Annotated in this window: 23 protein-coding genes; 8 read left to right on the forward strand and 15 right to left on the reverse strand. The window is 70.2% G+C overall.

What is annotated here, in order from left to right:
* The 3 genes from AC1DF3_RS18330 to AC1DF3_RS18340 all read left to right on the forward strand — a co-directional run.
* On the forward strand, window positions 1-798 hold a 798-nt coding region (locus AC1DF3_RS18330; protein WP_478140403.1), incomplete at its 5' end, for an acetyl-CoA C-acyltransferase.
* Between the two features lie 58 nt (window positions 799-856).
* Window positions 857-1,585 carry an SDR family NAD(P)-dependent oxidoreductase gene (locus AC1DF3_RS18335; protein ID WP_286534769.1) on the forward strand — a complete coding sequence of 243 codons (729 nt, stop codon included), beginning with the start codon at window positions 857-859 and terminating at the stop codon, window positions 1,583-1,585.
* A 53-nt stretch (window positions 1,586-1,638) separates the two neighbouring features.
* Window positions 1,639-2,649: a Bug family tripartite tricarboxylate transporter substrate binding protein gene (locus AC1DF3_RS18340; protein WP_478140404.1), complete on the forward strand. Its 1,011-nt coding sequence runs from the start codon at window positions 1,639-1,641 to the stop codon at window positions 2,647-2,649.
* On the opposite strand, the gene lhpI is transcribed toward AC1DF3_RS18340, so the two are convergent.
* Window positions 2,646-3,572 (reverse strand): bifunctional Delta(1)-pyrroline-2-carboxylate/Delta(1)-piperideine-2-carboxylate reductase, encoded by a 927-nt coding sequence (lhpI, locus tag AC1DF3_RS18345; protein WP_286534768.1) that lies wholly within the window; start codon window positions 3,570-3,572, stop codon window positions 2,646-2,648. The two genes, AC1DF3_RS18340 and lhpI, sit on opposite strands and share 4 nt — an antisense overlap.
* A 63-nt stretch (window positions 3,573-3,635) precedes the next feature.
* Here lhpI and AC1DF3_RS18350 point away from each other — a divergent pair, with 63 nt between their 5' ends.
* A complete protein-coding gene (locus AC1DF3_RS18350; RefSeq protein ID WP_478140405.1) occupies window positions 3,636-4,394 on the forward strand; it encodes a sulfite exporter TauE/SafE family protein in 759 nt (252 codons plus the stop codon).
* Window positions 4,395-4,449: 55 nt separating this feature from the next.
* Window positions 4,450-4,668: a hypothetical protein gene (locus AC1DF3_RS18355; protein WP_286534766.1), complete on the forward strand. Its 219-nt coding sequence runs from the start codon at window positions 4,450-4,452 to the stop codon at window positions 4,666-4,668.
* 44 nt (window positions 4,669-4,712) lie between these two features.
* Here AC1DF3_RS18355 and AC1DF3_RS18360 read toward each other — a convergent pair whose 3' ends face one another.
* The 10 genes from AC1DF3_RS18360 to AC1DF3_RS18405 all read right to left on the reverse strand — a co-directional run bounded on the left by AC1DF3_RS18360 (window position 4,713) and on the right by AC1DF3_RS18405 (window position 17,136).
* On the reverse strand, window positions 4,713-5,195 hold the full coding sequence (locus tag AC1DF3_RS18360) for a MarR family winged helix-turn-helix transcriptional regulator (RefSeq protein WP_286534765.1): 483 nt from the start codon (window positions 5,193-5,195) through the stop codon (window positions 4,713-4,715).
* 40 nt (window positions 5,196-5,235) lie between these two features.
* Complete coding sequence (locus AC1DF3_RS18365; RefSeq protein WP_478140406.1) at window positions 5,236-6,966, reverse strand: acyl-CoA dehydrogenase family protein; 1,731 nt, start codon at window positions 6,964-6,966, stop codon at window positions 5,236-5,238.
* Between the two features lie 10 nt (window positions 6,967-6,976).
* Window positions 6,977-8,704, reverse strand: a complete 1,728-nt coding sequence (locus tag AC1DF3_RS18370; RefSeq protein WP_286534763.1) for a tannase/feruloyl esterase family alpha/beta hydrolase — start codon at window positions 8,702-8,704, stop codon at window positions 6,977-6,979.
* Between the two features lie 23 nt (window positions 8,705-8,727).
* Window positions 8,728-9,456 carry an ABC transporter ATP-binding protein gene (locus AC1DF3_RS18375; RefSeq protein ID WP_286534762.1) on the reverse strand — a complete coding sequence of 243 codons (729 nt, stop codon included), beginning with the start codon at window positions 9,454-9,456 and terminating at the stop codon, window positions 8,728-8,730.
* Between the two features lies 1 nt (window position 9,457).
* Window positions 9,458-11,269 carry a branched-chain amino acid ABC transporter ATP-binding protein/permease gene (locus tag AC1DF3_RS18380; RefSeq protein WP_286534761.1) on the reverse strand — a complete coding sequence of 604 codons (1,812 nt, stop codon included), beginning with the start codon at window positions 11,267-11,269 and terminating at the stop codon, window positions 9,458-9,460.
* Between the two features lies 1 nt (window position 11,270).
* Window positions 11,271-12,311, reverse strand: coding sequence for a branched-chain amino acid ABC transporter permease (locus AC1DF3_RS18385; protein WP_286534760.1), 1,041 nt, complete (start codon window positions 12,309-12,311; stop codon window positions 11,271-11,273).
* A gap of 136 nt (window positions 12,312-12,447) precedes the next feature.
* A complete protein-coding gene (locus AC1DF3_RS18390) occupies window positions 12,448-13,587 on the reverse strand; it encodes an ABC transporter substrate-binding protein (RefSeq protein WP_286534759.1) in 1,140 nt (379 codons plus the stop codon).
* A gap of 45 nt (window positions 13,588-13,632) precedes the next feature.
* Window positions 13,633-14,397, reverse strand: a complete 765-nt coding sequence (locus AC1DF3_RS18395; RefSeq protein ID WP_478140407.1) for an SDR family NAD(P)-dependent oxidoreductase — start codon at window positions 14,395-14,397, stop codon at window positions 13,633-13,635.
* Between the two features lie 34 nt (window positions 14,398-14,431).
* Window positions 14,432-16,342 (reverse strand): feruloyl-CoA synthase, encoded by a 1,911-nt coding sequence (locus tag AC1DF3_RS18400; RefSeq protein WP_478140408.1) that lies wholly within the window; start codon window positions 16,340-16,342, stop codon window positions 14,432-14,434.
* A 20-nt stretch (window positions 16,343-16,362) separates the two neighbouring features.
* Window positions 16,363-17,136: a crotonase/enoyl-CoA hydratase family protein gene (locus AC1DF3_RS18405; RefSeq protein WP_286534756.1), complete on the reverse strand. Its 774-nt coding sequence runs from the start codon at window positions 17,134-17,136 to the stop codon at window positions 16,363-16,365.
* Between the two features lie 116 nt (window positions 17,137-17,252).
* Between AC1DF3_RS18405 and AC1DF3_RS18410 the strand changes: the two genes are divergently transcribed.
* Window positions 17,253-18,119, forward strand: a complete 867-nt coding sequence (locus tag AC1DF3_RS18410) for an amidohydrolase family protein (RefSeq protein WP_286525405.1) — start codon at window positions 17,253-17,255, stop codon at window positions 18,117-18,119.
* A 9-nt stretch (window positions 18,120-18,128) separates the two neighbouring features.
* Here the strand turns inward: AC1DF3_RS18410 and kefC are convergent, their stop codons facing one another.
* Window positions 18,129-19,982: a glutathione-regulated potassium-efflux system protein KefC gene (kefC, locus tag AC1DF3_RS18415; RefSeq protein WP_286534755.1), complete on the reverse strand. Its 1,854-nt coding sequence runs from the start codon at window positions 19,980-19,982 to the stop codon at window positions 18,129-18,131.
* 2 nt (window positions 19,983-19,984) lie between these two features.
* The gene (gene kefF / locus AC1DF3_RS18420) at window positions 19,985-20,623 is read right to left on the reverse strand and encodes a glutathione-regulated potassium-efflux system oxidoreductase KefF (protein ID WP_478140409.1); all 639 of its coding nucleotides are present in this window, start codon (window positions 20,621-20,623) and stop codon (window positions 19,985-19,987) included.
* A 78-nt stretch (window positions 20,624-20,701) separates the two neighbouring features.
* Between kefF and AC1DF3_RS18425 the strand changes: the two genes are divergently transcribed.
* Entirely contained in the window at window positions 20,702-21,343 is a 642-nt protein-coding gene (locus AC1DF3_RS18425; RefSeq protein ID WP_286525400.1) for a ParA family protein, read from the forward strand.
* A gap of 73 nt (window positions 21,344-21,416) precedes the next feature.
* Window positions 21,417-21,875 (forward strand): MaoC family dehydratase, encoded by a 459-nt coding sequence (locus AC1DF3_RS18430; protein ID WP_286534753.1) that lies wholly within the window; start codon window positions 21,417-21,419, stop codon window positions 21,873-21,875.
* 1 nt (window position 21,876) lies between these two features.
* Here the strand turns inward: AC1DF3_RS18430 and AC1DF3_RS18435 are convergent, their stop codons facing one another.
* Both AC1DF3_RS18435 and AC1DF3_RS18440 read right to left on the reverse strand, forming a co-directional pair.
* Window positions 21,877-22,338, reverse strand: coding sequence for a tRNA (cytidine(34)-2'-O)-methyltransferase (locus AC1DF3_RS18435; protein WP_286534752.1), 462 nt, complete (start codon window positions 22,336-22,338; stop codon window positions 21,877-21,879).
* Between the two features lie 26 nt (window positions 22,339-22,364).
* Window positions 22,365-23,081 carry a ComF family protein gene (locus tag AC1DF3_RS18440; protein WP_478140410.1) on the reverse strand — a complete coding sequence of 239 codons (717 nt, stop codon included), beginning with the start codon at window positions 23,079-23,081 and terminating at the stop codon, window positions 22,365-22,367.
* Between the last annotated feature and the right edge of the window lie 7 nt (window positions 23,082-23,088).

The following is a 23,088-nucleotide window of genomic DNA, read 5'->3' on the forward strand; positions in this document are numbered from 1 at the left end:
CGCAACAACGCGGTCTACGACACCACCATCGGCTGGCGCTTCGTCAACAAGCTCATGAAGGCGCAGTACGGCGTCGACTCGATGCCCGAGACGGCCGAGAACGTCGCCACCGACTACAAGATCGAGCGCGAGGCGCAAGACCGCATGGCGCTGGCGTCGCAGCAGCGCGCCGTGGCGGCCCAGAAGTCGGGCTTCTTCGACAGCGAGATCGTGCCGGTCAGCGTGGCCCAGAAGAAGGGCGACCCGGTCATCGTCAACAAGGACGAGCATCCGCGCGAGACCAGCCTCGAGGCGCTGGCCAAGCTCAAGGGGGTGGTGCGCCCCGACGGCACCGTGACCGCCGGCAATGCCAGCGGCGTCAACGACGGTGCGGTGGCACTGCTGCTGGCGGATGAAGCCAGCGCCGCGAAGCACGGCCTGACGCCGCGCGCCCGCGTGGTCGGCATGGCGACCGCCGGCGTGGCGCCGCGCATCATGGGGATCGGCCCGGCGCCGGCGACCCAGAAGGTGCTGCAGCTCACCGGCCTGAAGCTCGACCAGATCGACGTCATCGAACTCAACGAGGCCTTCGCCGCCCAGGGCCTCGCCGTGCTGCGCCTGCTCGGGCTGAAGGACGACGACGCGCGCGTCAACATCAACGGCGGCGCGATCGCGCTGGGCCATCCGCTGGGCGCCAGCGGCGCGCGCTTGGCCACCACCGCGATCAACCAGCTGCACAAGGGCGGCGGCCGCTATGCGCTGTGCACGATGTGCATCGGCGTCGGCCAGGGCATCGCGCTGATCCTCGAACGCGTCTGAGCGCGTTCGCCCCCGGAGCCGCGCTCGCGCGGCCCGCATTGAAAGTTCTGGAAGCAAGATGAGTCAACAAGAAGCCGCCCTGGTCACGGGCGGCAGCTCCGGCATTGGCCGGGCCACCTGCGAGGCACTGCTCGCCCAAGGACGCACCGTCGTCAATCTCGACTACAAGAAGCCCGACTGGGGCCATGAGCGCCTGGTGTCCTTCCAGGCCGACCTGACGCAGGAAGCGCAGACGAAAGCGGTGGCGCACGAAATCACCTCGGCCTATGCCGTGACGGCGCTGGTCAACAACGCGGGCGCGACGCGGCCCGGCACGATCGACACGGCCTCGATGGCCGACCTCGACTACGTCGTCGGCCTGCACTTCAAGGCCAGCATGATCCTGATCCAGGCGGCGCTGCCCGCGCTGCGCGCCTCGGGCCGGGGCCGGATCGTGAACGTGTCGTCGCGCGCGGCGCTGGGCAAGCCCGAGCGCATCGTCTACTCGGCCACCAAGGCCGGCATGATCGGCCTCACGCGCACGCTGGCGATGGAACTCGGCGGCGACGGCATCACGGTCAATGCGGTGGCGCCCGGTCCGATCGCGACCGAGCTGTTCCGCCAGAGCAACCCCGAAGGCGCACCGCAGACCCGCCGCATCATCGACAGCATCGTCGTGAAGCGGCTCGGCACCGTGGACGACGTGGCCCGCGCCACGATGTTCTTCCTGTCGCCCGACAACGGATTCGTCACCGGCCAGGTGCTGTACGTGTGCGGCGGCACCACGCTGGGCGTCGCACCGGTCTGATCCGGACGCCGTCCCTCTCGATTCTTCCTTTTCCCAGTTCTCCAAGGTTTCCCATGTCCCGTTTCCCTTCCGACGCCGCGCTCAAGCGCCGCAGCTTCGCCATGGCCGCCGCGGCTGCCACCGCCGTCCTGGCGCTGGCGCCTCTCGCCGTCCACGCCCAGGCCGCGTTCCCCAGCAAGCCCATCACGATCATCGTGCCGTTCTCGGCCGGTGGCACCACCGACATCCTGGCCCGCGTGGTCGGCCTGTACATGAGCCGCGATCTCGGCCAGCCGGTCGTGGTGGACAACCGGGCCGGCGCCGGCGGCAACATCGGCGGTCAGGCGGCGGCACGCTCGCCGGCCGACGGCTACACGCTGTTCATGGGCACCGTGGGCACGCACGCGATCAACCAGAGCCTCTACAAGAAGATGCCCTTCGATCCGATCAAGGACTTCGCGCCGCTCACGCGCGTGGCCATGGTGCCGAACCTGCTGGTGGCCAATCCGTCGCAGCCCTTCAAGAGCGTGAAGGAAATGATCGCGTACGCCAAGGCCCACCCGGGCAAGATCAACTTCGGTTCGTCGGGCAACGGCAGCTCCATCCACCTGTCGGGCGAGCTCTTCAAGCAGATGGCCGGCGTCGACATGCAGCACGTGCCGTACCGCGGCAGCGCGCCCGCGGTGTCGGACCTGCTCGGCGGCCAGATCGCGATCATGTTCGACAACATGCCTTCGGCCATTCCGCACGTGAAGGGCGGCAAGCTGCGCGCCCTGGCCGTGACCACGGCCAAGCGCTCGCCGGCGCTGCCCGACGTGCCGACCATCGCCGAAGCCGGCGTGCCCGGCTACGAAGCCACCTCGTGGTTCGGCCTGCTGGCCCCGGCGGGCACGCCGGCGCCGGTGGTCGCCAAGCTCAACGCGTCCATCCTCAAGGCACTGGCCGATCCGGAAGTGAAGAAGAAGCTCGCCGAGCAGGGCGCCGAGCCCCATGGCGAGAAGCCGGAGCAGTTCGCGGCCTTCATCGAGAGCGAGACGCTCAAGTGGGGCAAGGTCGTGAAGGAATCGGGCGCCAGCCTCGACTAAGCCTGCCAGACGAGTGTCGCGGCGGCGAGGTCTTCCAGCGCGCTGCCGACGGCCTTGAAGACCGTGCGCTCGGCGGCCGAGCGGCGTCCCTGCCGCTCGCCCCGGCACAACTGCGCCAGCGTGCCCTGGATCGTCGCCAGCGACACCGCGCCGGCGGCGATGGCGTCGAGCAGGTCGCCGGCCTTGGTCGGGGCCTCGTCGGTGTCGATGTAGACGCGGGCGCCGGCGAAGCAGGCCGCATCGGCCTCTTTCATCGCCGGCGTGAAGCTGCCGATCAGGTCGAGGTGGCTGCCCGGCGCCAGCCATTCCCCGCGCACCAGCGGCGCGGTCGCGAGCGTCGCGCAACTGACGATGTCGGCGGCCGCCACTGCCGTCGCGAGATCGTCGACCGGCTGCGCGTCCCAGCCCGCTTGGCGCCATTCCGCGGCCAGGGCCTGCGCGCCTTCGGGGCGGTGGTTCCACAGCCGGACTTCGCGGATCGGCCGCACGCTCGCGTGGGCGGCCGGCAGCAGGCGCGCCACCCGGCCGGTGCCCAGCACCAGCAGCCTCGAAGCCTCCTCGCGGGCGAGAAAGGCCGCGCCCAGCGCCGAGGCGGCCGCGGTCCGGTGGGCGGTGATCTCGTTGCCGTCGAGCTGCGCCAGCGGCACCCCCGTGTGGGCGTCGTAGAGCACGTAGGTCGCGTGCAGCCCCGGCAGGCCGCGCGCGCCGTTGCCCGGAAAGATGTTGATCGTCTTGATGCCGAGGAAGCCGGCCTCGCTCCAGGCCGGCATGATCAGCACGGTGCCGCGGTCGTCGCCCGCGGCGACCGAATGCACGTGGCGCGGCGGCACCGTCGCTTCGCGCGCGAAGGCCTCGCGCAGCGCCGGCACCAGGCCTTCGAAGGCGAGGTGGCGACGGGTCTGGTCGGCGTCGATGATCTTCATGGCGGGCGTTGGAAGCGTGCGTGGACAATGTAGCGCCCAGGCACCCGACTCTTCCCCCTCGTTTTGAATTTCCCGATCATCACCGACCCGCAGTTCTATGCGGTCGCCGTTCCCGCCGTGCTGCTGCTCGGCGTCAGCAAGAGCGGCTTCGGAGCCGGCTTCGGCTCCCTCGCCGTCCCCTTCATGGCGCTGGTGGTCAGCGTGCCGCAGGCCGCCGCCATCCTCATGCCGGTCCTGCTGCTGATGGACCTGCTGGGCCTGGCGGCCTTCCGCCGCGACTTCGATCCGCGGCTGCTGCGCTTCCTCATTCCGTGCGGGCTGCTGGGAACCGTGATCGGGGCCTTGCTCTTCAAGGCGCTTCCGGCGCACACGGTGGCGGGCATCGTCGGCGTCTTCACGCTGCTGTTCCTGGCCCAGCGCCTGCTGTACCCGCCGCGCCCGAACGATCCCATGCCGTCGAAGCTGGGCGGCGCGCTGCTGAGCACCATCAGCGGCTTCACCAGCTTCATCGCCCATGCCGGCGGGCCGCCGGTCAACGCCTACGTGATTCCGCTGCGGCTCACGCCGGTGGTCTACACGGCGACGATGGCCTACTTCTTCTTCGTCGTGAACCTGAGCAAATGGGTGCCCTATGCCTGGCTGGGCCTGCTCGACTGGCGCAACATGGCGACCTCGGTGGTGCTGCTGCCGATCGCGCCCTTGGGCGTGTGGGTGGGCATTCGCATCGCGCGCCGCATCGATCCGGTCTGGTTCTACCGCTTCGTCTACCTCGGCATGCTGCTGACGGGCCTCAAGCTCAGCTGGGATGGCTTCCTGGCTTGATGTAAGGCAAACCTCTACGATTGCCGACGCCGCGCGCGATGGGCAGAATTTCGGCATGTCCGAACCGTCGACCGCACCCGGCACCCTGCAGGACGAGGAGCTCCAGAGCCTCGCGACCGAGTGGCGCATGCGCGCGATGCAGGGCGACCAGCTGGCGCATCGCATGGCCCGGGCCCTCGAAGCCGAGCAGCGCCGCCGGATCCGCGATTCGGGCCTGCAGATCCTGGTGCCCGAGGCGACGCGCGCCACGGCGCCCTGGTGGAAATTCTGGTGATCTGCCGCGCCGACGGCCAGCCGGTCGGGGATCTCCCGCAAAGTTCAGTGATAGATCTTCTGCAGCAGCCTGATGAGCGTCTCGCGCTCGCGCTGCGTGAGGCGGGCGCTGGTGTCGGCCTCGAGCTGCATCACGGTCTGTTCGGCCTCGCGCACCAGCTGTTCGCCGGCCGGTGTCAGGTGCAGGCCGATCGCACGGCCGTCATGCGGATGCGGCCGGCGCTCGATCAGGCCGCGGCTGTCCATCGAGGCGATCAGGCTCACCAGGTTGGGCGGCAGGATGTCGAGCGTCGAGCACAGCTGGCGGGAGGTCGCGCCCGGGTTGTGCGCCAGCAGCGACAGCACCGAGAAATCGGCCTGCTTGAGTCCGTAGGGCGCCATGCGTTCTGCGAACACCTCGGTCACGACCAGCCAGGCGCGGCGTGCGTTGTAGCCGACGAAGGTCTCCAGCACGCGGGTGTCGAGGCGGTCGGGGCGCGCCGCTGGGCCGTGCGTGGCGGAGGGGGTTTTCTTGCGCGAAACTGCCATGGTGCAAGCGTAACCGGCTTGGTCGCCCGCGTCCTGCCGATCAGGCCGGCGCGCGCTGCGCGGTGACGGCCTCGCAGGCCCGCTTGACGATGCCGAGCCGCATCTCGAACTCGGGCAGCACCCAGCGGCGGAAGGCCGCCTCGGGCGCCGCCCAGCGGGCGTCCTGCGGCGCGTCCCGGCCGATGCGGGCCCAGGCCCATGCCAGCAGCGCGATCATCACCACGCGCAGGTAGTCGTCCGCCACCTCGTAGGGCAGCGCCGGGTCGGCCGCCGCGGCCATCGCCAGCGTGGTCGTGAGGTAGCGCAGCTGTGCCAGGCGCCGCTGCGCGTCGGCGTCGATGTCGCGCGAGGCCTCGAGCTCGTCGCGCACCTCGACCAGCAGGGCCGACATGCCGGCGCCGCCGTCGGCCAGCACCTTGCGCACCAGCAGGTCGATCGCCTGGATCTCGTTGGTGCCCTCGTAGATCATGGTCACGCGCGAATCGCGCACCACCTGCTCGATGCCCCATTCGCGCACGTAGCCATGGCCGCCGAACACCTGCAGGCATTCGCTGGCGCCATGGAAGGCCTGCTGCGTGCAGGCCGCCTTGAGCACCGGCGTGACCAGCGCGCACCAGCGCTGCGCCCGCTCGCGGGCCTTGGGGTCGGCGTCGTGGCGTGCAATGTCGAGCTGGACCGCGGTCCGGTAGGCGATCAGCCGGGCACCGTCGATCCAGGCGCGCTGGGTGTCGAGGATGCGGCGGATCGCCGGATGCTCGGCCACCAGGTCGGCGGCCTCGCTGCCGCGGCTGGCGGGGGCCGGGCCGGGCGCGCGCATCTGGCGGCGTTCGTGGGCATAGGCGTCGGCCTTCTGCCAGGCGGCGTCGAGCAGGCCGAGGCCCTGCAGCGCGACGTGCAGCCGGGCCGCGTTCATCATCACGAACATCGCCGCCAGCCCGCGGTTCGGCTCGCCGATCAGCCAGCCGGTGGCATCGTCGAAGCGCATCACGCAGGTCGAGCTGCCGTGCAGGCCCATCTTCTCTTCGATGCGCTCGCAGTGCACCGCATTGCGCGCGCCGTCGGGCAGCCGCTTGGGCACCAGCACCAGCGACAGCCCCTTGGGGCCGGCCGGCGCGTCGGGCAGGCGGCACAGCACCAGGTGCACGATGTTGTCCGTCAGATCGTGCTCGCCGCCCGAAATGAAGATCTTGCCGCCGGCGACGCGGAAGCTGCCGTCGGACTGCGCCGTGGCGCGGGTGCGCACCTGGCCCAGGTCGCTGCCGGCATGGGCTTCGGTGAGGCACATGGTGGCCAGCCATTCGCCGGTGGCGATCTTCGACAGATAGCGTTGCTTGAGCTCGTCGCTGCCATGGTGCCGGATGCATTCGTAGGCGCCGTGCAGCAGACCCGGTGCCATCGTGAGCCCATGGTTGGCGGCGCTGAGCCATTCGTACAGCACCGCCTCGAGCACCGCGGGCAGGCCCTGGCCGCCATCCTCGGGCGCCGCCGACAGGGCGGGCCAGCCGCCGTCGACGAAGGCCCGGTAAGCGTCGCGGAAGCCCGGCGGCGTGAGCACCTCGCCATTCACGAAGCGGCAGCCGATCTCGTCGCCGTCGCGGTTCGGCGGCGCGATCACTTCGGCCACGAACTTGCCGGCCTCGTCGAGCACCTGGGCCTGCAGCGCCTCGTCGACCTCCGCGAACGGTGCCAGGGCGCCCAGGCGCGCGGGGGCGCCGAGCACGGTGTTCAGCAGGAAGCGGACGTCGTCGGGGCGGGGGCTGTAGGTCGTCATCGCGGGGATCTCAAGGCGCGCGGCAGGCGAAGCTGGCCGCGGATTCGGTGTCGCCGCCGGTGTAGACAGCGACTTGCGGGTAGGGGCACAGCGGACGCGTGCGCCGGGCCGACCAGCTGGCCGGCACTTCGGGGTTGACGCTCGCCGTGCCGGGGCCGCGAGCGCTCGCCACCACCGACTCGGGCGCCCGGCCTTGCTCGACCCAGTCGACCAGCGCGCTCAGCATGTCGAACTGGTCGGTGGCGGGGCCGCCCGCGCAGTGGTTCATGCCCGGGACCGGGAAGTAGCGCGCGAACGCCGCGGCGTCGCCGCCATGGGTGGCCTGCAGCCGCTCGTACCAGGCGGCGGTGTCGTCGGACGAGAACACGGGGTCGCTGGTGCCGTGGTAGACGATCAGCTTGCCGCCGCGGTCGCGCAGGGCCGTCAGCTTCGAGGCGTCGGGCGGCGACATGAAGGCCATCGCCGATTCGCGATAGACCGGGTCGGTGGCGTCGATCAGCGGCGCATCGCGGTCCATGTCGAAGCCGAGAGCGAAGGCGAGGCCGCCCGGCCGCGTGGCCAGCGGCGGAGATGTGAAGATGAAGCCCACCGCGCCCGGGTCACGGGTCTGGGAGCTCGAGAACTTCCATTCGCGCCAGTTGCTGCCGCCGATCCCGGCGTCGAAGGGGAAGCTGCTGTAGATCGGCTTGCCGGCGCTGTTGCGGGCGCCGGTGAACACGTTGGCGAGCGCGCTTTTCTGCGCCGCCGTCAGGCATTGGCCGTCGCGCGCGCCGCTGCAGCTCGGCACGTCGCGCTGCAGGTCGAAGTTCGCCTGGCAGGCCTTGACGTCGGAAACGATGCCGTCCGCCAGGCCGTCGAGCGCATCGCAGCGGGCCAGCACGCGGTCGGACACCAGCTGCAGCTCGGCCGGCGTGAACGCGCTTTGAAGGTCCGGCAGGCCTGCCGGCGTGGCCGCGGTCGCCACCTTGGCGTACTGCTGTGCGCCATAGAGCTGCGCCACCGCGGCGCGCGGCAGGTTGTAGCCGGGGTCGCCCGCGAGGATGCCGTCGTACTGGCTGGACGCGCGGGCGGCGGCCACCATCGCGTGCCTGCCGCCGTTGGAGCAGCCGCCGAAATAGGACCTGTCGGGGCCGCGGCCGTAGGCCTGGGCGATCAGGTTCCTGGCCATCGGCGTGAGCTGCGCGACCGCGTTGTAGCCGTAGTCGAGCCGGGCCTGCGGATCGAGGCCGAAGGTGGGGCCGAGCGAACCGGGATGGCCGGCGTCCGAACTGATCACCGCGAAGCCCATCTGCAGGGCGTTGGTCACCGGCGCACCGCCGCCGATGCCGCCGACTGCCGGCACGACCACGCCGTCGAGGCCGCCATTGGCCTGGTAGAAGAAGCGGCCGTTCCAGGCCACCGGCAGCCGCATCTCGAAACCGATCGCGTAGCGCTTGCCGTCGACCGGGCCGATGCGCTCGTTCATGCGGCCCTGGACCAGGCAGTGGGCCGGAACCGGCACGCTGGCGTTGCCCAGCGCGACCGTGCCGGCCGGCACCGCCACGGCCTGGGTGTACAAGGTGCCGGGCGGCGCCGCGCTGGCCGCGAGCGCGCTGCACGACAGCAGCGTGCCGGGCCGGGCCGCGGCCAGCGGCGCGGTCGGCGCAGTCCGGCCGACACCGGCACAGGCGGCGAGCAGGGAAGCGCCGGCCAGCGCCACGGCGCCGAGCTGGAGATGGCTGCGGGTGGGGGTCTTCATCGTGTCTCCTGCTGGCCGGTCGCTCAGGCCCGGGCCGCGCCCAGGTAGGTATCGATCACGCGCGAATCGCCGGCCAGCTGGCGGGCCTCGCCTTCGGCGCTGACGCTGCCCATCTCGAGCACGTAGCCGTGGTCGGCGACTTCGAGCGCGGCGCGCGCATTCTGCTCGACCAGCAGGATCGTCACGCCGGTGGCGCGCAGCGCGCTCACGGTGCGGAAGATCTCCTGCACCACCAGCGGCGCGAGGCCGAGGCTGGGCTCGTCGAGCATCAGCAGCGTGGGCCGCGACATCAGCGCCCGGCCGACCGCCAGCATCTGGCGCTCGCCGCCCGACAGCGTGCCGGCCAGTTGCATCCGGCGTTCCTTCAGGCGCGGGAACAGCGTGTAGACCTGCTCGATCTGGTCGCGCCAATCGCGGTTGCGCAGCCGCACCTGCCGGAACGCGCCGAGCACCAGGTTGTCCTCGACCGGCATGGTGGCGAACAGCTCGCGCTTTTCGGGCACCAGCGCGATGCCGAGCATCACGCGCTCCTCGAGCGACAGGCCGCCGATCGGCTGGCCGCGGAACTCGATGCCGCCCTTGGCGGGCAGCACGCCCATCAGCGCATTGAGCAGGGTCGACTTGCCGGCGCCGTTGGGGCCGATCACGGTCACGACGCTGCCTTCGCCCGCCTGCAGGTCGATGCCGTGCAGCACTTCGGCACGGCCGTAGCCGGCGCGCAGGTCGTGGATTCGGAGGAGGGGAGCGCTCATGTCAGTGTTCCGTGCCCAGGTAGGCGGCGCGCACCTTCGGGCTTTGCTGCACCTCGGCGGGCGTGCCCTCCATCAGGTGGGTGCCGAATTCCATCACCACGATGTGGTCGCAGATGTCCATCACCAGGTCCATGTCGTGTTCGACCAGCAGGATGCTCATGCCCGACGCGCGCAGGCTGCGCAGCACGTCGGCGAGCGCCTGCTTTTCCTTGTGGCGCAGGCCGGCGGCCGGCTCGTCGAGCAGCAGCAGGGCCGGGTCGGCGCACAGGGCGCGCGCGATCTCCAGCAGCCGCTGCTGGCCCATCGCCAGGTTGCCGGCCAGCTCGTGCATCCAGTCGCCCATGCCCACGCGCTGCAGCTGGCGCTCGGCCTCGCGCAGCAGCTCGCGCTCTTCGGCGCGGTCGGTGTGGAGCATGGCCGCGATCGCCCCCTTGCGGCCTCGCAGGTGGGCGCCGAGCGCGACGTTCTCGAGCACCGTCATGTCGGGCACCATCTTCACGTGCTGGAAGGTGCGCGAGACGCCGCGCTCGGCGATGGCGCGCGACGACAGCCCGCCGATCGCCTCGCCGCGAAAGCGCACGGCGCCGCCGCTCAGGCCCAGCACGCCGGTGACCAGGTTGAAGGTGGTCGACTTGCCGGCGCCGTTGGGCCCGATCAGGCCGACCACCTGGCCGGCCCGGGTCTGGAAGCTGATGTCGTTGACCGCCACCAGCCCGCCGAAGGTCTTGCGGATCGCCTGCACGTCGAGCACCACCTCGCCGGCGGCCGGCTTGGCGCGCGCCGGGAGGTCGGGCGCATCGCGCCAGTCGACCGGGCGCTGCGGGCGCGGCAGCCGGCGGTCGATGAAGTCCCACAGGCCGTCGGGCAGGTACTTGAGTACCAGCACGATCAGGATGCCGAAGACGATCAGCTCGTAGCTGCCGCTGGTGCCGATCAGCTTGGGCAGCAGCACCTGCAGCTGGTCTTCGAGCAGCTTGACCACGCCGGCGCCGGCGATCGCGCCCCACACGTGGGCCGCGCCCCCGAGCACCGCCATGAAGAGGTACTCGATGCCCATCTTGAGGCCGAAGGGCGAGGGGTTCACGGTGCGCTGGAAATGCGCGAACAGCCAGCCCGAGAGCGACGCCAGCAGCGCCGCCAGCACGAAGATCCCGACCTTGAAGCGCAGCGTGTTCACGCCCATCGCCTCGGCCATCTGCGAGCCGCCCGCCAGCGACCGGATGGCCCGGCCGCTGCGTGAATCGAGCAGCCGGATCACCGCGAAGCAGGCGAGCAGCGAGAAAGTCCAGACCACCGCATAGAACACCCGCTGCTGGCCGACCTCGAGGCCGAAGAGCGTGAGCCCCTTGACGCCCAGGATGCCGTCGTACTTGCCCAGCGCCTCGAGGTTGCCCATCAGGTAGTAGAGCGCCAGCGCCCAGGCGATGGTGGCGAGCGGCAGGTAGTGGCCCGACATGCGCAGCGTGATGCCGCCGATGATCGCGGCGCTGAGGCCGGTCAGCGCCAGGCCGACGAACAGGGTGAGCCACGGCGAGAGGCCGAAGTTCACGCTCAGGTAGGCGGTGGTGTAGGCGCCGATGCCCACGAACGCCGCCTGGCCGAAGGAGGTCAGTCCGCCGACGCCGGTGAGCAGCACCAGCCCCAGCACCGGCAGCGTGTAGATGCCGATGTAGTTGAGCTGGATGATCCAGAAGTTGGGCAGCGGCAGCAGCGGCAGGGCGACGAGCACCGCCACCAGCGCCAGCGGGCCCCAGGTGCGCAGGCGGCTCTTCGCGGGCGGCTTGGCCGCTGGAGGATTCAGAGTGGCTTCCATGTCAATGCTCCTCGTCCGAGTGGGCGCTGGTCAGCGAGCGCCACAACAGCACCGGCAGGATGATGGTGAACACGATCACCTCCTTGAACGAGCTGGCCCAGAACGAGCCGAAGGACTCGATCACGCCGACCGCCAGCGCGCCGAGCAGCGCGCCCGGATAGCTCGCCAGGCCGCCGATCACGCCGGCGACGAAGCCCTTGAGGCCGATCAGGAAGCCGGAGTCGTAGAAGATCGTGGTGGTGGGCCCGATCAGGAGGCCCGACAGCGCGCCGATCAGCGCCGCCATCGCGAAGGTGAGCTGGCCCGCCGCCTGCGTGGAGATGCCCATCAGCCGTGCACCGAGCCGGTTCACGGCCGTCGCCCGCAGGGCCTTGCCGTAGAGGGTGCGCTCGAAGTAGAGCCACAGCATCACGATCAGCGCCGCCGAGGCGAGGAAGATGATCACGGCCTGCCCGTTGACGTTCAGCGGGCCGACCGCAAAGCGGTCGTCCCAGAACGACGGGTTGCGAAAGCCCTCGGCGCCGAAGAACAGCAGGCCCAGCCCGGTCATCGCGAAATGCACGCCGACCGAGACGATCAGCAGCACCAGCGAGCTGGCGCCGGCGAGCGACTGGTAGGCGACGCGGTAGACCAGCGGCCCGAACGCCGTGACGATGCACAGCGTGAGGAAGGCCTGGACCGCCAGCGGCAGGTTGCGCGGCGCCGCCCACGCCGACACGGCGCAGACCGCCGCCGGCAGCACGAACATGCGCGCGGCGGCCAGCAGGGCCGGCGCGGCCCGGCCGCGGTGGCGCCAGGTGCTCACCAGTTCCATGAGCGCCGCGACGGCCGCGAGGATCAGCAGCAGCCAGACCGTGCCGGGCACCTTGCCGGTCTGGAAGATGGCGAGCGTGAGCGCGCCATAGGCGACGAACTCGCCCTGCGGAATGAAGATGACGCGGGTGACCGTGAACACGAGCACGATACCCATGCCCAGCAGCGCGTAGATCGCCCCGTTCGTGAGTCCGTCCAGCGTCAGGATGCTGGCGATTGAGATATCCATGAGGGCTTCGCGGCGCGCGTTCTCCGTGTTCTTTTCTCTTCGTGGAACACCGCGGAACTGGCTTCGCCAGGCCGCTGGTGTTGCCCCCGGTAGGGGGTGGGCGCCCGACACGAAGTGCGGGCAACCTGGGGGCGAGCTACGGTGCTTCGACCTTGAACTGGCCGCCCACGACCTTCAGCATGACGCCGGTCTCGTTGGTGTAGCCCCAGTGGTTGTCGGGCGTCCAGTTCAAGACGCCGTGCGCGAGCACCGTGCGGCCCATGGTCTCCATCGCGTCGCGCAGCGCCGCACGGAACTCCGGCGTGCCGGGCTTGCCCTTCTTCAGCGCGATCGGCACCGCCTTCTCGAGCACCGTCAGCGCATCGGCGCCGTGGCCGGCGAACTGGTTGCGCGAGCCCGGGCCGTAGGTCTTCTCGTACTGCGTGACAAAGTCGACCGCGGCCTTCTTCGAGGGATGGCTGTCGGGCAGCTGCTCCGCCACGGTGGCCGGGCCCGAGACGACGAAGGTGCCTTCGGCATCCTTGCCGGCAGTGCGCATCAGGTCCTGCGTGGCGGCGGCGTGCGTCTGGTAGACCTTGCCCTTGAAACCGCGCTCCATCACCGCCTTCTGCGGCATGCCGGCGCCGCTGCCCGAGGCGACGATCAGGATCGCGTCGGGATTGGCCGAGGTCAGCTTCAGCACCTGGGCGGTGACACTGGTGTCGGCCCGGCCGAAGCGCTCGGTGGCGACGACCTTCATGCCGTTCTTCTCGGCCTCGGCGGTCAGCGCCTTGAGCCAGAGTTCGCCGTAGGCGTCGGTGTAGCCGAGGAAGCCGATGGTCTTGACCTTCTGCGACTTCATGTGCTGGACCACGGCGTAGGCCATGACGTCGTTGGACTGCGGCAGCCGGAAGGTCCACTTGTCCTTGCCCGGCGGCAGCCCGGCCGGCGAGGCGGCGAGCTGCACGGTGCCCGATTCCGCGGCCACGTCGGCCATCGGGATCGCGACCGGCGTCGCGGCCGAGCCGATGATGACGTCGACCTTGTCCTCGGTCACCAGCCGCTGCGTGTCCTTGACGCCCGTGGTCGGGTCGGTGGCATCGTCGAGCACCACGACCTTGAGGTTCTCGCCGGCGATGGTCTTGGGCCACAGCGCGATCTGGTTCTTGACCGGGATGCCCAGGCCCGAGGCCGGGCCGGTCAGCGGCAGCACGACGCCGACCGTGAGGTCGGCATGGGCGGCGCCGAAGAGGCCGGCGGCCAGCGCGGCGGCGAGGATGCTTTTCTTGATGTTCATGATGTCTCCTGGAGGGGCGAACGAAAAAACGGGGTGGCGGCCGGCTCAGCGCGGCGCCATGCGCAGGGCGCCGTCGAGGCGGATCACCTCGCCGTTGAGGTGGCCGTTGGTGACGATGTGGCAGGCCAGCGCGGCGAACTCCGCCGGATCGCCCAGCCGCGGCGGGAACGGGATCGAGGCGGCAAGCGACTGCTGGATCGGCTCGGGCAGGGTCTTCAGCAGCGGTGTCGCGAACAGGCCCGGCGCGATCGTGCAGACGCGGATGCCGTGCTGCGCGAGGTCGCGCGCCATCGGCAGCGTCATGCCCACCAGCCCGCCCTTCGAGGCGCTGTAGGCCTGCTGGCCGACCTGGCCGTCGAAGGCCGCGACCGAGGCCGTGAACAGCATCACGCCGCGCTCGCCGCCTTCGTTCGGGTCCAGCTTGGCGCAGCGCGCCGCATAGAGGCGGCTGACGTTGTAGGCACCGATCAGGTTGATGTTGACCACCCGCACGAAGTCCTCGAGCGGCGCGGCGCTGCCGTCCTTGCCGACGATTCGCTTGGCGCTGCCGATGCCGGCCACGTTCATGAGGATGCGGGCCGCACCGTGCGCGGCCTCGGCCTTGTCGAGCGCGGCGTTGACGCTGTCGGTGTCGGTGATGTCGCAGACGCAGGCGACGCCGCCGATCTCGGCGGCGACCTTCTCCGCCAGGCCGGCATTGACGTCGAGCACTGCGACCTTGGCGCCGAGCCGCGCGAGCTCGCGCGCCGTGGCTTCGCCGAGGCCGGATGCGCCGCCGGTCACGAGTGCGGCTTGTCCTTGGATGTTCATGCGAGTCTCCTTGTGGTTTGTCAGTGAAAACGGCCTATCGGGGCTTGAGCGTGAAGCCCAACGTGCCGTCATGCAGGGCCTCGGCCAGCGCCGCACGGTGCTTGAGCACGGCGCGCTGGTTGATCGAGCCCTTGTCGGTCACTTCGCCCCTGTCGATCGAGGGCGGCTCGGAAACGATGTGGGCGCGTGCGATGCGGTTGGCGCTGCCGGTGCTGGCGGCGGCGAGCCCGTCGAGCAGCTGCTGCAGCCAGGCCTGCACCGGCGCGCTCTCGACCACCTGCTGCAGGCTCGCCTCGGGCGCCAGGCCGGCCAGCGTCCGGATGGCCGGGGTCGGGAAGATCAGCGCGCCGACTTCCTTCAGGTTGATGCCGGTCAGCACCGCGTCGTGCACGTAGGGCGCGCCGGCGGTGTTGATCTTCGCGCGCAGCGGTCCGACGCTCACGAAGGTGCCGGTGGCGAGCTTGAAGTCCTCGGCGATGCGGCCGTCGAAGCGCAGGCCGCGGTGGATGTCGGCGTCGTCGATCCAGCGCACGGCATCGCCGGTGCACAGGAAGCCTTCTTCGTCGAAGGCCTCTCGCGTGGCTTCCGGCGAGCGCCAGTAGCCCGGCGTGACGTTGGGGCCGCGGTAGCGCACCTCGACCTTGCCGTCGACATCGATCAGCTTGAGCGTCATGCCGGGCGTCGGCACGCCGACGTCGCCGGCGCGCACGTCCGGGCTGTTGATGAACATCGCCGAAGGGCCGGACTCGGTCATGCCGAGGCCGGTCGCCATCACGATGCGCTCGCCGATCTCGGCCTCCTGGATCCGGTGCAGCAGGTCCCAGATCGGCTGCGCCAGCGCGGCGCCGGAGTAGAAGAACATGCGCACCCGCGAGAGCAGCGTCCGGCGCAGCTGCGCATCGGTCTCCATGGCCTGCGCGATGGCCTCGAAGCCGGTCGGCACGTTGAAGTAGACGGTCGGCGCGATCTCGCGCAGGTTGCGCAGCGTCTCCGCCATGCCCGCCGGCGTCGGCTTGCCGTCGTCGATGTAGAGCGTGCCGCCGTGGTAGATCGTGATGCCGACGTTGTGGTTGCTGCCGAAGGTGTGGTTCCACGGCAGCCAGTCGACCAGCACCGGCGGCTCCTCCGCGAGGGCCGGCATCGACTGCGCGATCTGCACCTGGTTGGCGCACCACATGCGCTGGGTGTTGACCACCGCCTTGGGCATCTTGGTCGAGCCCGAGGTGAACAGGAACTTGGTGATCGTGTCCGGCCCGGTGGCCGCCATGGCGGCGTCGACCGCGTGCGTGGCGGGCGTGGCGAGCAGGCTGTCGAAGGCGGTGAGGGCGCGGCCGGCCAGCTCGGGGGCGGCCGTGCCCGGATCGCCGGCACCGCCGTGGCCGCGCTGCAGCACCACCTCGACATCGGCCGGGACCGCCGCCGCGATGGCGCGGCCGTAGCGCGCGCCGTCGCTCGCGAACACCAGCCCCGGGGTCAGCGTGTCGACGATGTGGCGCAGTTTCTCGTAGTCCTGGCTGACGGTCGAGTAGGCGGGCGAGGCTGGGCAGTACGGAACACCGGCGTAGATGCAGCCGAGCGCCAGCTGGGCATGCTCCAGGCTGTTCTCGCTCAGGATCATGACCGGCCGCTGGGCGTCCAGGCCGCGGTTCAGCAGCGCCTGGCCGATGCGGCGGGCGTCCTGCAGCGCCCGGGCGTAGCTCAGGTGCTGCCATTCGCCGGTGCTGCCGTCGGGCAGTTGCTCGCGGCGGGCCATGAAGCTGCGGTCGGGCTCGGTCTCGGCCCAGTGCATGAAGCGGTCGGTGATGCGCTCGGCGTAGGGGCCGAGCGGCTCGGCGGCCTCGAGGTAGCGCACGCCCGCCGCGCCCTCGCGCACGTTGACGCGGCGCACGCCGAAAGTCACAGGCCGATAGCGTGGCGTCTGGGTCGTCGGACGGGGGGCTTGCATGGGGAATCCTCGGTTTTGTCTCAGCTCTTCTGGACCTTGGCCGCCTTGCCGTCCAGGAAGGCGCGCACGCGCTCCTTGGCGTCGGGCGCGGCCTGCGCGATGCCGGCCATCAGCGCTTCGGTGAAGAAGCCGTGGTCGGCCGGCTGCTCGGCGATGCGCGGCAGCGCGTGCATCAGCGCGTAGTTGGTCAGCGGGGCGTTGGTCGCCACGCGCTTCGCGAGTTCCAGCGCCTTGTCGAAGGCCGTGCCTTCGGGCACCAGGTACTGGGCGAAGCCGGCGCGCTCGCCCTCCTCGGCGTTGTAGACCCGGCCGGTCATCATCATGTCGGTCATGCGGGCGGCGCCGATCAGCTTGGGAATGCGCACCGAGCCGCCGCCGCCGACGAAGATGCCGCGCGAGCCCTCCGGCAGCGCATAGAAGGTGGTGCTGTCGGCCACCCGGATGTGGCAGGCGCTCGCCAGTTCGAGCCCGCCGCCGACCACCGCGCCGTGCAGCGCCGCCACCACCGGCACCGGGCCATGCTGCACCAGCTCGAGCGCCGCGTGCCACATGCGCGAATGCCGCAGGCCCTGGCCGGCGTCGCGCTCCTTCAGCTCGGACAGGTCGAGGCCGGCGCAGAAATGCGGACCCTCGCCATCGATCACCGCGGCACGCACGGTGGAGGGCAGCTTTTCGAAAGCGTCGCGCAGTGCCAGGATCAGGCCGTCGGACAGCGCGTTGCGTTTGGCACCCCGCGTGAGGCGGATGATGGCGATGTCGTCCTGGATGTCGAGGTGGAGGTCGTTGGAGGTCATGATTGCATTCCGGAGTACGATCGATTATGGTTATGAAAAATAATCAATTCAAGCCGCATGACGCTGTGTGGCGTAAGGATTTACCCTAGGCTTCAAACCGTTCGGAGACAACCCCCATGGACCACCAGAACCTGATCGCGATCGACACTCACACGCACGCCGAGGTGAGTTGCTGGAACCCCTTCGACAACTATGGCGAAGAGTACGACCGCGCCGCCGACAAATACTTCAAGTCGGGCCGCCGCCCGACCATCCAGGAAAGCATCGACTACTACCGCGAGCGCAAGATCGGGCTGGTGATGTTCATGGTCGATGCCGAGTCGAACATGGGTCGCCGCCGGATCCCGAACGAGGAGATCGCCGAGGCCGCGCAGAAGAACTCCGACATCATGATCGCCTTCGCCAGCATCGACCCGCACAAGGGCAAGATGGGCGCGCGCGAGGCCCGCCGGCTGATCGAGGAATACGGCGTCAAGGGCTTCAAGTTCCACCCGACGGTGCAGGGCTACCACCCCTACGACAAGATGGCCTGGCCGATCTACGAGGTGATCGCCGAATACGCGCTGCCGGCCGTCTTTCACACCGGCCACAGCGGCATCGGCTCGGGCATGCGCTGCGGCGGCGGCCTGCGGCTCGAGTACAGCAACCCGATGCACCTGGACGACGTCGCGATCGACTTCCCCGACATGCAGATCGTGATGGCGCACCCGAGCTTCCCGTGGCAGGACGAGGCGCTCAGCGTCGCCACCCACAAGCCGAACGTCTGGATCGACCTGTCGGGCTGGAGCCCGAAGTATTTCCCGAAGCAGCTGGTGCAGTACGCCAACACGCTGCTCAAGGACCGGGTGCTGTTCGCCAGCGACTATCCGCTGATCACGCCCGACCGCTGGCTCAAGGACTTCGAGGACGCCGGCTTCAAGCCCGAGGTGATGCCGGGCATCCTCAAGGGCAACGCGGTGCGGCTGCTCAAGCTCGACCAGTAGGCACCGGGTTCAGGGCAGGCGCTCTTCCTCGACCTTGTCGCGGTCCCAGTGGGCGCCGCTGCGCTGGCGCCGTTCCTCGCGTTCCCGCGCCATCTGCTCCTGGAACTGCTGGCGGCCCTTCTTGGCCACCGCGATCAGCTGGGCGCGGTCGCCCTTGTAGTGCGGGTAGGTCTCGAGCATCAGCTCGATGTTGCGGCGCCGGAAGCGCATCGCGTCTTCGCGCGCCTCGTGGGCCGGCCAGCCGATGGCCTCGAGCACCGAGCGGGCGCTGCGCAGCGAGGACTCGAAGAGCTCGCGCTCGACGAACTCCACCTTGCGGTCGAGCAGCTGGTAGTAGTGCGTGACGTTGCGCGCCCGCACCACCAGCCTGGCCTGCGGGAAGTGCTTCTGCGCCAGGTCGACGATCTTGAGCGACTGCTCCATGTCGTCGACCGCGACCACCAGCACCCGGGCCGTGCCGGCGCCCGCGGTGCGCAGCAGGTCGAGCCGTGTGGCGTCGCCGTAGAACACGCTGATGCCGAATTCGCGCAGCGCCTCGATGGTGTCGGGGTCGTGGTCGAGCACCGTGATGCGCACGCCTTGCGCGGTCAGCAGCCGGCCGATGATCTGGCCATAGCGCCCGAAGCCGCAGATCACCACCTTGGCGTCCTGCTGCTCGGAAATCTCCTCCATCGTCGTCGGCTTGTGGGCGCCGAAGCGCGGCAGCACCCATTTGTCGATCGCCACCAGCAGCAGCGGCGAGACCAGCATCGAGAGCGCCACCGCGGCGATCAGGAACGAGGCGACGCCATGCGGCAGCACGTCGGGGCCGGCGGCCTGGAACACCACGAAGGCGAATTCGCCGCCCTGCGCCAGCAGCAGCGTGAACACCGGCCGCTGCTGGTAGGGCACCCCCATCGCCTTCGCCAGTGCGTAGATGACGACGAACTTGACCGCCAGGAAGGCGATCACCACCAGCGCCATCAGCGCGGGATGTTCCAGCAGCACGCCGAAATCGATGCTCATGCCGACCGCGATGAAGAACAGGCCGAGCAGCAGGCCCTTGAAGGGCTCGATGTCGGTCTCCAGCTCGCGCCGGTATTCGCTCTCCGCCAGCAGCACGCCGGCCAGGAAGGCGCCGAGCGCCATCGACAGGCCGACGAACTGCATCAGCGCGGCGATCGCCACCACCAGCAGCAGCGAGGTCGCGGTGAAGATCTCGGGCGTGTTGCTGCGCGCGATCCAGCGCAGCAGGGGGCGCAAGGCGAGCCGGCCGCCGACCACGATGGCGGCGATCACGCCGACGATCTTCAAGCCCTCGAAGGTGCGCTCCCAGCCGGTCATGGCCGGCCCGGCCGCCGAGCCGACCGCCAGCAGCGGCAGCAGCGCCAGGATCGGGATCGCCGCCACATCCTGGAACAGCAGGATCGAGAAGCCGGCCTGGCCGCTCGGCGCGAGCAGCAGGTTGCGCTCGGCGAACACCTGCAGCGCGATCGCGGTCGACGACAGCGCCAGCCCGAGCGCCGCGACCAGCGACACGCGCCAGTCGGCGCCCGCGGCGCAGCCGACCAGGAACAGCACCGCGGCGCAGGCCAGCACCTGGGCCGAGCCCCAGCCGAAGATCGGCCGCCGCAGGCTCCACAGCCGCTTGGGCTCGAGCTCGAGGCCGACCAGGAACAGCATCAGAACGACGCCGAACTCGGCGAAATGCAGGATGTCCTCGACGTTGGTGACCAGGCCCAGGCCCCACGGCCCGATCGCGATGCCGGCCACGAGGTAGCCGATGATGGCGCCGAGCCCCAGTGCCTTCGACAACGGCACCACGAGCACCGCGGCGCCCAGGTAGATCAGCGTATTGATGAGCCAGGCGGGTGCGTGCTCCATGCTCAGCTTTCCTCCTCGGCCGTCGGTCGGTCGATCTCGGGCACCGGGCAGCTGACGCAGACGTCGAGCCCCTCGAGTTCCGGCCAGTCCGGATAGCGGAGGAGCCGCTCCTTGAAGACCTCGACGTGGGCCGTGACCTCGGCCGCGGGCGCGCTGCGGGCGCCGTGGAACAGCAGCGGCGGCAAGAAGCGCATCCCGCACAGCGCCGCGGTCTGCTCGTAGGGCGGCAGGAAGGCGTCGAAGAAATAGCGGTTGTAGCTTTGCGGGTGGTAGCTGGCCTCGGGGCCGCCGGTGGTCGCGACCAGCCAGCAGTCCTTGCCCTCCAGGGCCCGGCCGCCGGTGCCGTAGGCCCAGCCGTAGTCGAGCACGTCGTCGATCCAGAGCTTCTGCAGCGCCGGCATCGAGTACCACTGGATCGGATGCAGCAGCACCAGCAGGTCGGCGCGCGCCAGACGGGCCTGCTCGACCTTGACGTCGATGGCGTAGTCGGGGTAGGTGTCGTAGAGATCGTTGACGTCGACTCCTGGCGTGGCCCGAGCGGCTTCCAGCAGACGGCGGTTGACGCGCGATTCGCGCCAATGCGGATGGGCGGCCACCACGTAGATGCGCGCCGGACTGTTGTTGTTGGTGTTTGTCGACATGGCGCGAACATTAGCGCACTCCGGGGTGCTTCGCGCGCGGCTACCATGACGCCTTTGTTCAGCCTGTCGGAGTCCAACATGCCGGTAGTCCTGGTCGCCAATCCCAAGGGCGGCGTCGGAAAATCCACCCTCGCCACCCACATCGCGGGCTACATGGCCAGCCGCGGCCATGCCGTGATGCTGGGCGACATCGACCGCCAGCAGTCGTCGCGGCTGTGGCTCGGGCTGCGGCCGCCGCAGGCGCGGCAGATCCTGAGCTGGGAGGCGTCCGAGGACGGCAGCGTGGTGCGGCCGCCGCGCGGCACCACCCACGCGGTCATCGACACCCCCGCCGGGCTGCACGGATCGCGTTTCAAGGAGGCGCTGGCGCTGGCCGACAAGGTGCTGGTGCCCTTGCAGCCGAGCATCTTCGACATCTACGCCACGCGCGATTTCCTCGACAAGCTGCTCGCCAACCGCCACGCGGGCAAGACCCAGATCGCCCTGGTGGGCATGCGGGTCGACGCCCGCACGCTGGCCGCGGACCGGCTGCGCGAGTTCGTGTCCGGGCTCGGCGTGCCGGTGCTCGGCGAGCTGCGCGACACCCAGAACTATGTCCAGCTGGCGGCCCGCGGGCTGACGCTGTTCGACATCGCGCCGGGGCGGGTGCAGCGCGACCTGGAGCAATGGCAGCCGATCATCGACTGGCTGGACGTCCGGGAGCCCGCCCGGCCGGCCTGAGCCCGTGTTTACCCCGAGCCCCGATGTCTCGGCGTGGACAGGGGCCGGGTCGGCGCGCCGCTACAGTGAAGCGATGAAAAAGACCTTCCAGACCCTCCAGGAACTTGCCGCGTGCGTCGGCCAGGAAGTCGCGGTGAGCGACTGGATCACCATCACCCAAGAGCAAGTCAATCAGTTCGCCGAGGCGACCGGCGACCACCAGTGGATCCATGTCGACGTCGAGCGCGCCAAGGCCGGCCCCTTCGGCGGCCCGATCGCGCACGGCTTCCTGACCCTGTCGCTGCTGCCGCGGCTCTATGAAGTGGCCTTCGAGGTGGTCGAGTCGCGCATGGGCGTGAACTACGGCCTGAACCGGGTGCGTTTCATGTCGCCGGTGCCGGTCGGAGGCCGGGTACGCGGCCGCATGAAGCTGCTGAGCTCGGAGCCGATCGCCAACGACGGGCTGCAGATGACCTGGGAAACGACCATCGAACTGGAAGGTTCGCCGAAGCCGGCCTGCGTCGCCGAGTCGGTCGTTCGGCGGTACAAATAGCTCAGCCGAAGCCGTTCTGGCGCCAGGCTTCGAACACCGTCACCGCCACCGCGTTCGACAGGTTGAGGCTGCGCTGACCCTCGCGCATCGGCAGCCGCAGCCGCTGCGGCGGGGCGAAGCTCTCGCGCAGCTCGGGCGCCAGGCCGCGGGTCTCCGACCCGAACACCAGCCAGTCGCCGGGCCTGAAAGCCACGTCGTGCACGCGCTGCGTGCCGCGCGTGGTGAGCGCGAACATCCGGTCCGGCGGCGGCTGCTGGGTGTCGAGCAAGGCCTGCCAATTGGCGTGGCGCAGCAGGGTCGCGTACTCGTGGTAGTCCAGTCCGGCGCGGCGCAGCAGGCGGTCATCCATCGAGAAGCCCAGCGGTTCGACCAGGTGCAGGGTGCAGCCGGTGTTGGCCGCCAGCCGGATCACGTTGCCGGTGTTGGGCGGAATCTCGGGTTCGACGAGAACGATATGGAACATGGCGCGATTGTCGGTCGCCGCCCGAATCAGTCCGGCGCGTCGGTCCGCGCCAGCACGATCGCGGTGATGCGGGCGGCGCCGGCGGCCCGCAGGACCTCGGCCGCCGCGTACAGCGAGGCGCCGCTGGTCATGACGTCGTCGACCAGCACCAGGCGCCGGCCGTGCACCGCCCCGGGGCGACGCGGATCGAGCGCGAAGGCGCCGCTCAGGTTGTGCAGCCGGTCCTGCCGCGCGAGGCCGCTCTGCGGCGCGGTGTCGCGGGTGCGCAGCAGCAACCGGGGATCGCACTTGTCCGGCGCCAGCCGCCGCGCCAGCTCGTACGCCTGGTTGAAGCCGCGCTCGCGCAGGCGGGCCGGCGCCAGCGGCATCGGCAGCACGGCGTCCGCCTGTTCCAGCGCCGGCTCGACCCAGGGTGCGCTGCGCAGCAGCGCCGCCAGGGGTGCCGCGCGCCCGGCATCGCCACGGAACTTGAAGGCCGAGATGCATTCGGGCCACGGCCACGCATAGGCGCAGGCCGCCAGGCAGGCGTCGAGCGGCGGCGGCCGCCGCTGGCAGTCGAGGCAGCGGGTGTCGCCCGGGCCCAGCGGCAGCGCGCAGGTCGGACAGCGCGCCACCGGCGCCGCGAAACGCGCCACGCAGGCCTCGCAGATCGACGCCGCGGGCCAGGCGCGGCAGACCGCGCACTGGCCCGGCAGCCGTGCCGCCAGGGCCGAGAAAGGCCGTGCCGCCCAGGGCTTGAACATCCGTCAA

It is taken from the genome of Variovorax sp. 10N432 (genome assembly GCF_056394465.1).

Coding starts and splice junctions, on each gene's coding strand:
- AC1DF3_RS18440 (WP_478140410.1), bottom strand. CDS start 23,081: ATGTTCAAGCCCTGGGCGGCACGGCCTTTCTCGGCCCTGGCGGCACGG.
- AC1DF3_RS18405 (WP_286534756.1), bottom strand. CDS start 17,136: ATGACCTCCAACGACCTCCACCTCGACATCCAGGACGACATCGCCATC.
- lhpI (WP_286534768.1), bottom strand. CDS start 3,572: ATGAAGATCATCGACGCCGACCAGACCCGTCGCCACCTCGCCTTCGAA.
- AC1DF3_RS18400 (WP_478140408.1), bottom strand. CDS start 16,342: ATGCAAGCCCCCCGTCCGACGACCCAGACGCCACGCTATCGGCCTGTG.
- AC1DF3_RS18410 (WP_286525405.1), top strand. CDS start 17,253: ATGGACCACCAGAACCTGATCGCGATCGACACTCACACGCACGCCGAG.
- AC1DF3_RS18390 (WP_286534759.1), bottom strand. CDS start 13,587: ATGAACATCAAGAAAAGCATCCTCGCCGCCGCGCTGGCCGCCGGCCTC.
- AC1DF3_RS18370 (WP_286534763.1), bottom strand. CDS start 8,704: ATGAAGACCCCCACCCGCAGCCATCTCCAGCTCGGCGCCGTGGCGCTG.
- AC1DF3_RS18385 (WP_286534760.1), bottom strand. CDS start 12,311: ATGGATATCTCAATCGCCAGCATCCTGACGCTGGACGGACTCACGAAC.
- AC1DF3_RS18365 (WP_478140406.1), bottom strand. CDS start 6,966: ATGACGACCTACAGCCCCCGCCCCGACGACGTCCGCTTCCTGCTGAAC.
- AC1DF3_RS18340 (WP_478140404.1), top strand. CDS start 1,639: ATGTCCCGTTTCCCTTCCGACGCCGCGCTCAAGCGCCGCAGCTTCGCC.
- AC1DF3_RS18430 (WP_286534753.1), top strand. CDS start 21,417: ATGAAAAAGACCTTCCAGACCCTCCAGGAACTTGCCGCGTGCGTCGGC.
- AC1DF3_RS18395 (WP_478140407.1), bottom strand. CDS start 14,397: ATGAACATCCAAGGACAAGCCGCACTCGTGACCGGCGGCGCATCCGGC.
- AC1DF3_RS18425 (WP_286525400.1), top strand. CDS start 20,702: ATGCCGGTAGTCCTGGTCGCCAATCCCAAGGGCGGCGTCGGAAAATCC.
- AC1DF3_RS18380 (WP_286534761.1), bottom strand. CDS start 11,269: ATGGAAGCCACTCTGAATCCTCCAGCGGCCAAGCCGCCCGCGAAGAGC.
- kefF (WP_478140409.1), bottom strand. CDS start 20,623: ATGTCGACAAACACCAACAACAACAGTCCGGCGCGCATCTACGTGGTG.
- AC1DF3_RS18355 (WP_286534766.1), top strand. CDS start 4,450: ATGTCCGAACCGTCGACCGCACCCGGCACCCTGCAGGACGAGGAGCTC.
- AC1DF3_RS18360 (WP_286534765.1), bottom strand. CDS start 5,195: ATGGCAGTTTCGCGCAAGAAAACCCCCTCCGCCACGCACGGCCCAGCG.
- AC1DF3_RS18335 (WP_286534769.1), top strand. CDS start 857: ATGAGTCAACAAGAAGCCGCCCTGGTCACGGGCGGCAGCTCCGGCATT.
- AC1DF3_RS18435 (WP_286534752.1), bottom strand. CDS start 22,338: ATGTTCCATATCGTTCTCGTCGAACCCGAGATTCCGCCCAACACCGGC.
- kefC (WP_286534755.1), bottom strand. CDS start 19,982: ATGGAGCACGCACCCGCCTGGCTCATCAATACGCTGATCTACCTGGGC.
- AC1DF3_RS18375 (WP_286534762.1), bottom strand. CDS start 9,456: ATGAGCGCTCCCCTCCTCCGAATCCACGACCTGCGCGCCGGCTACGGC.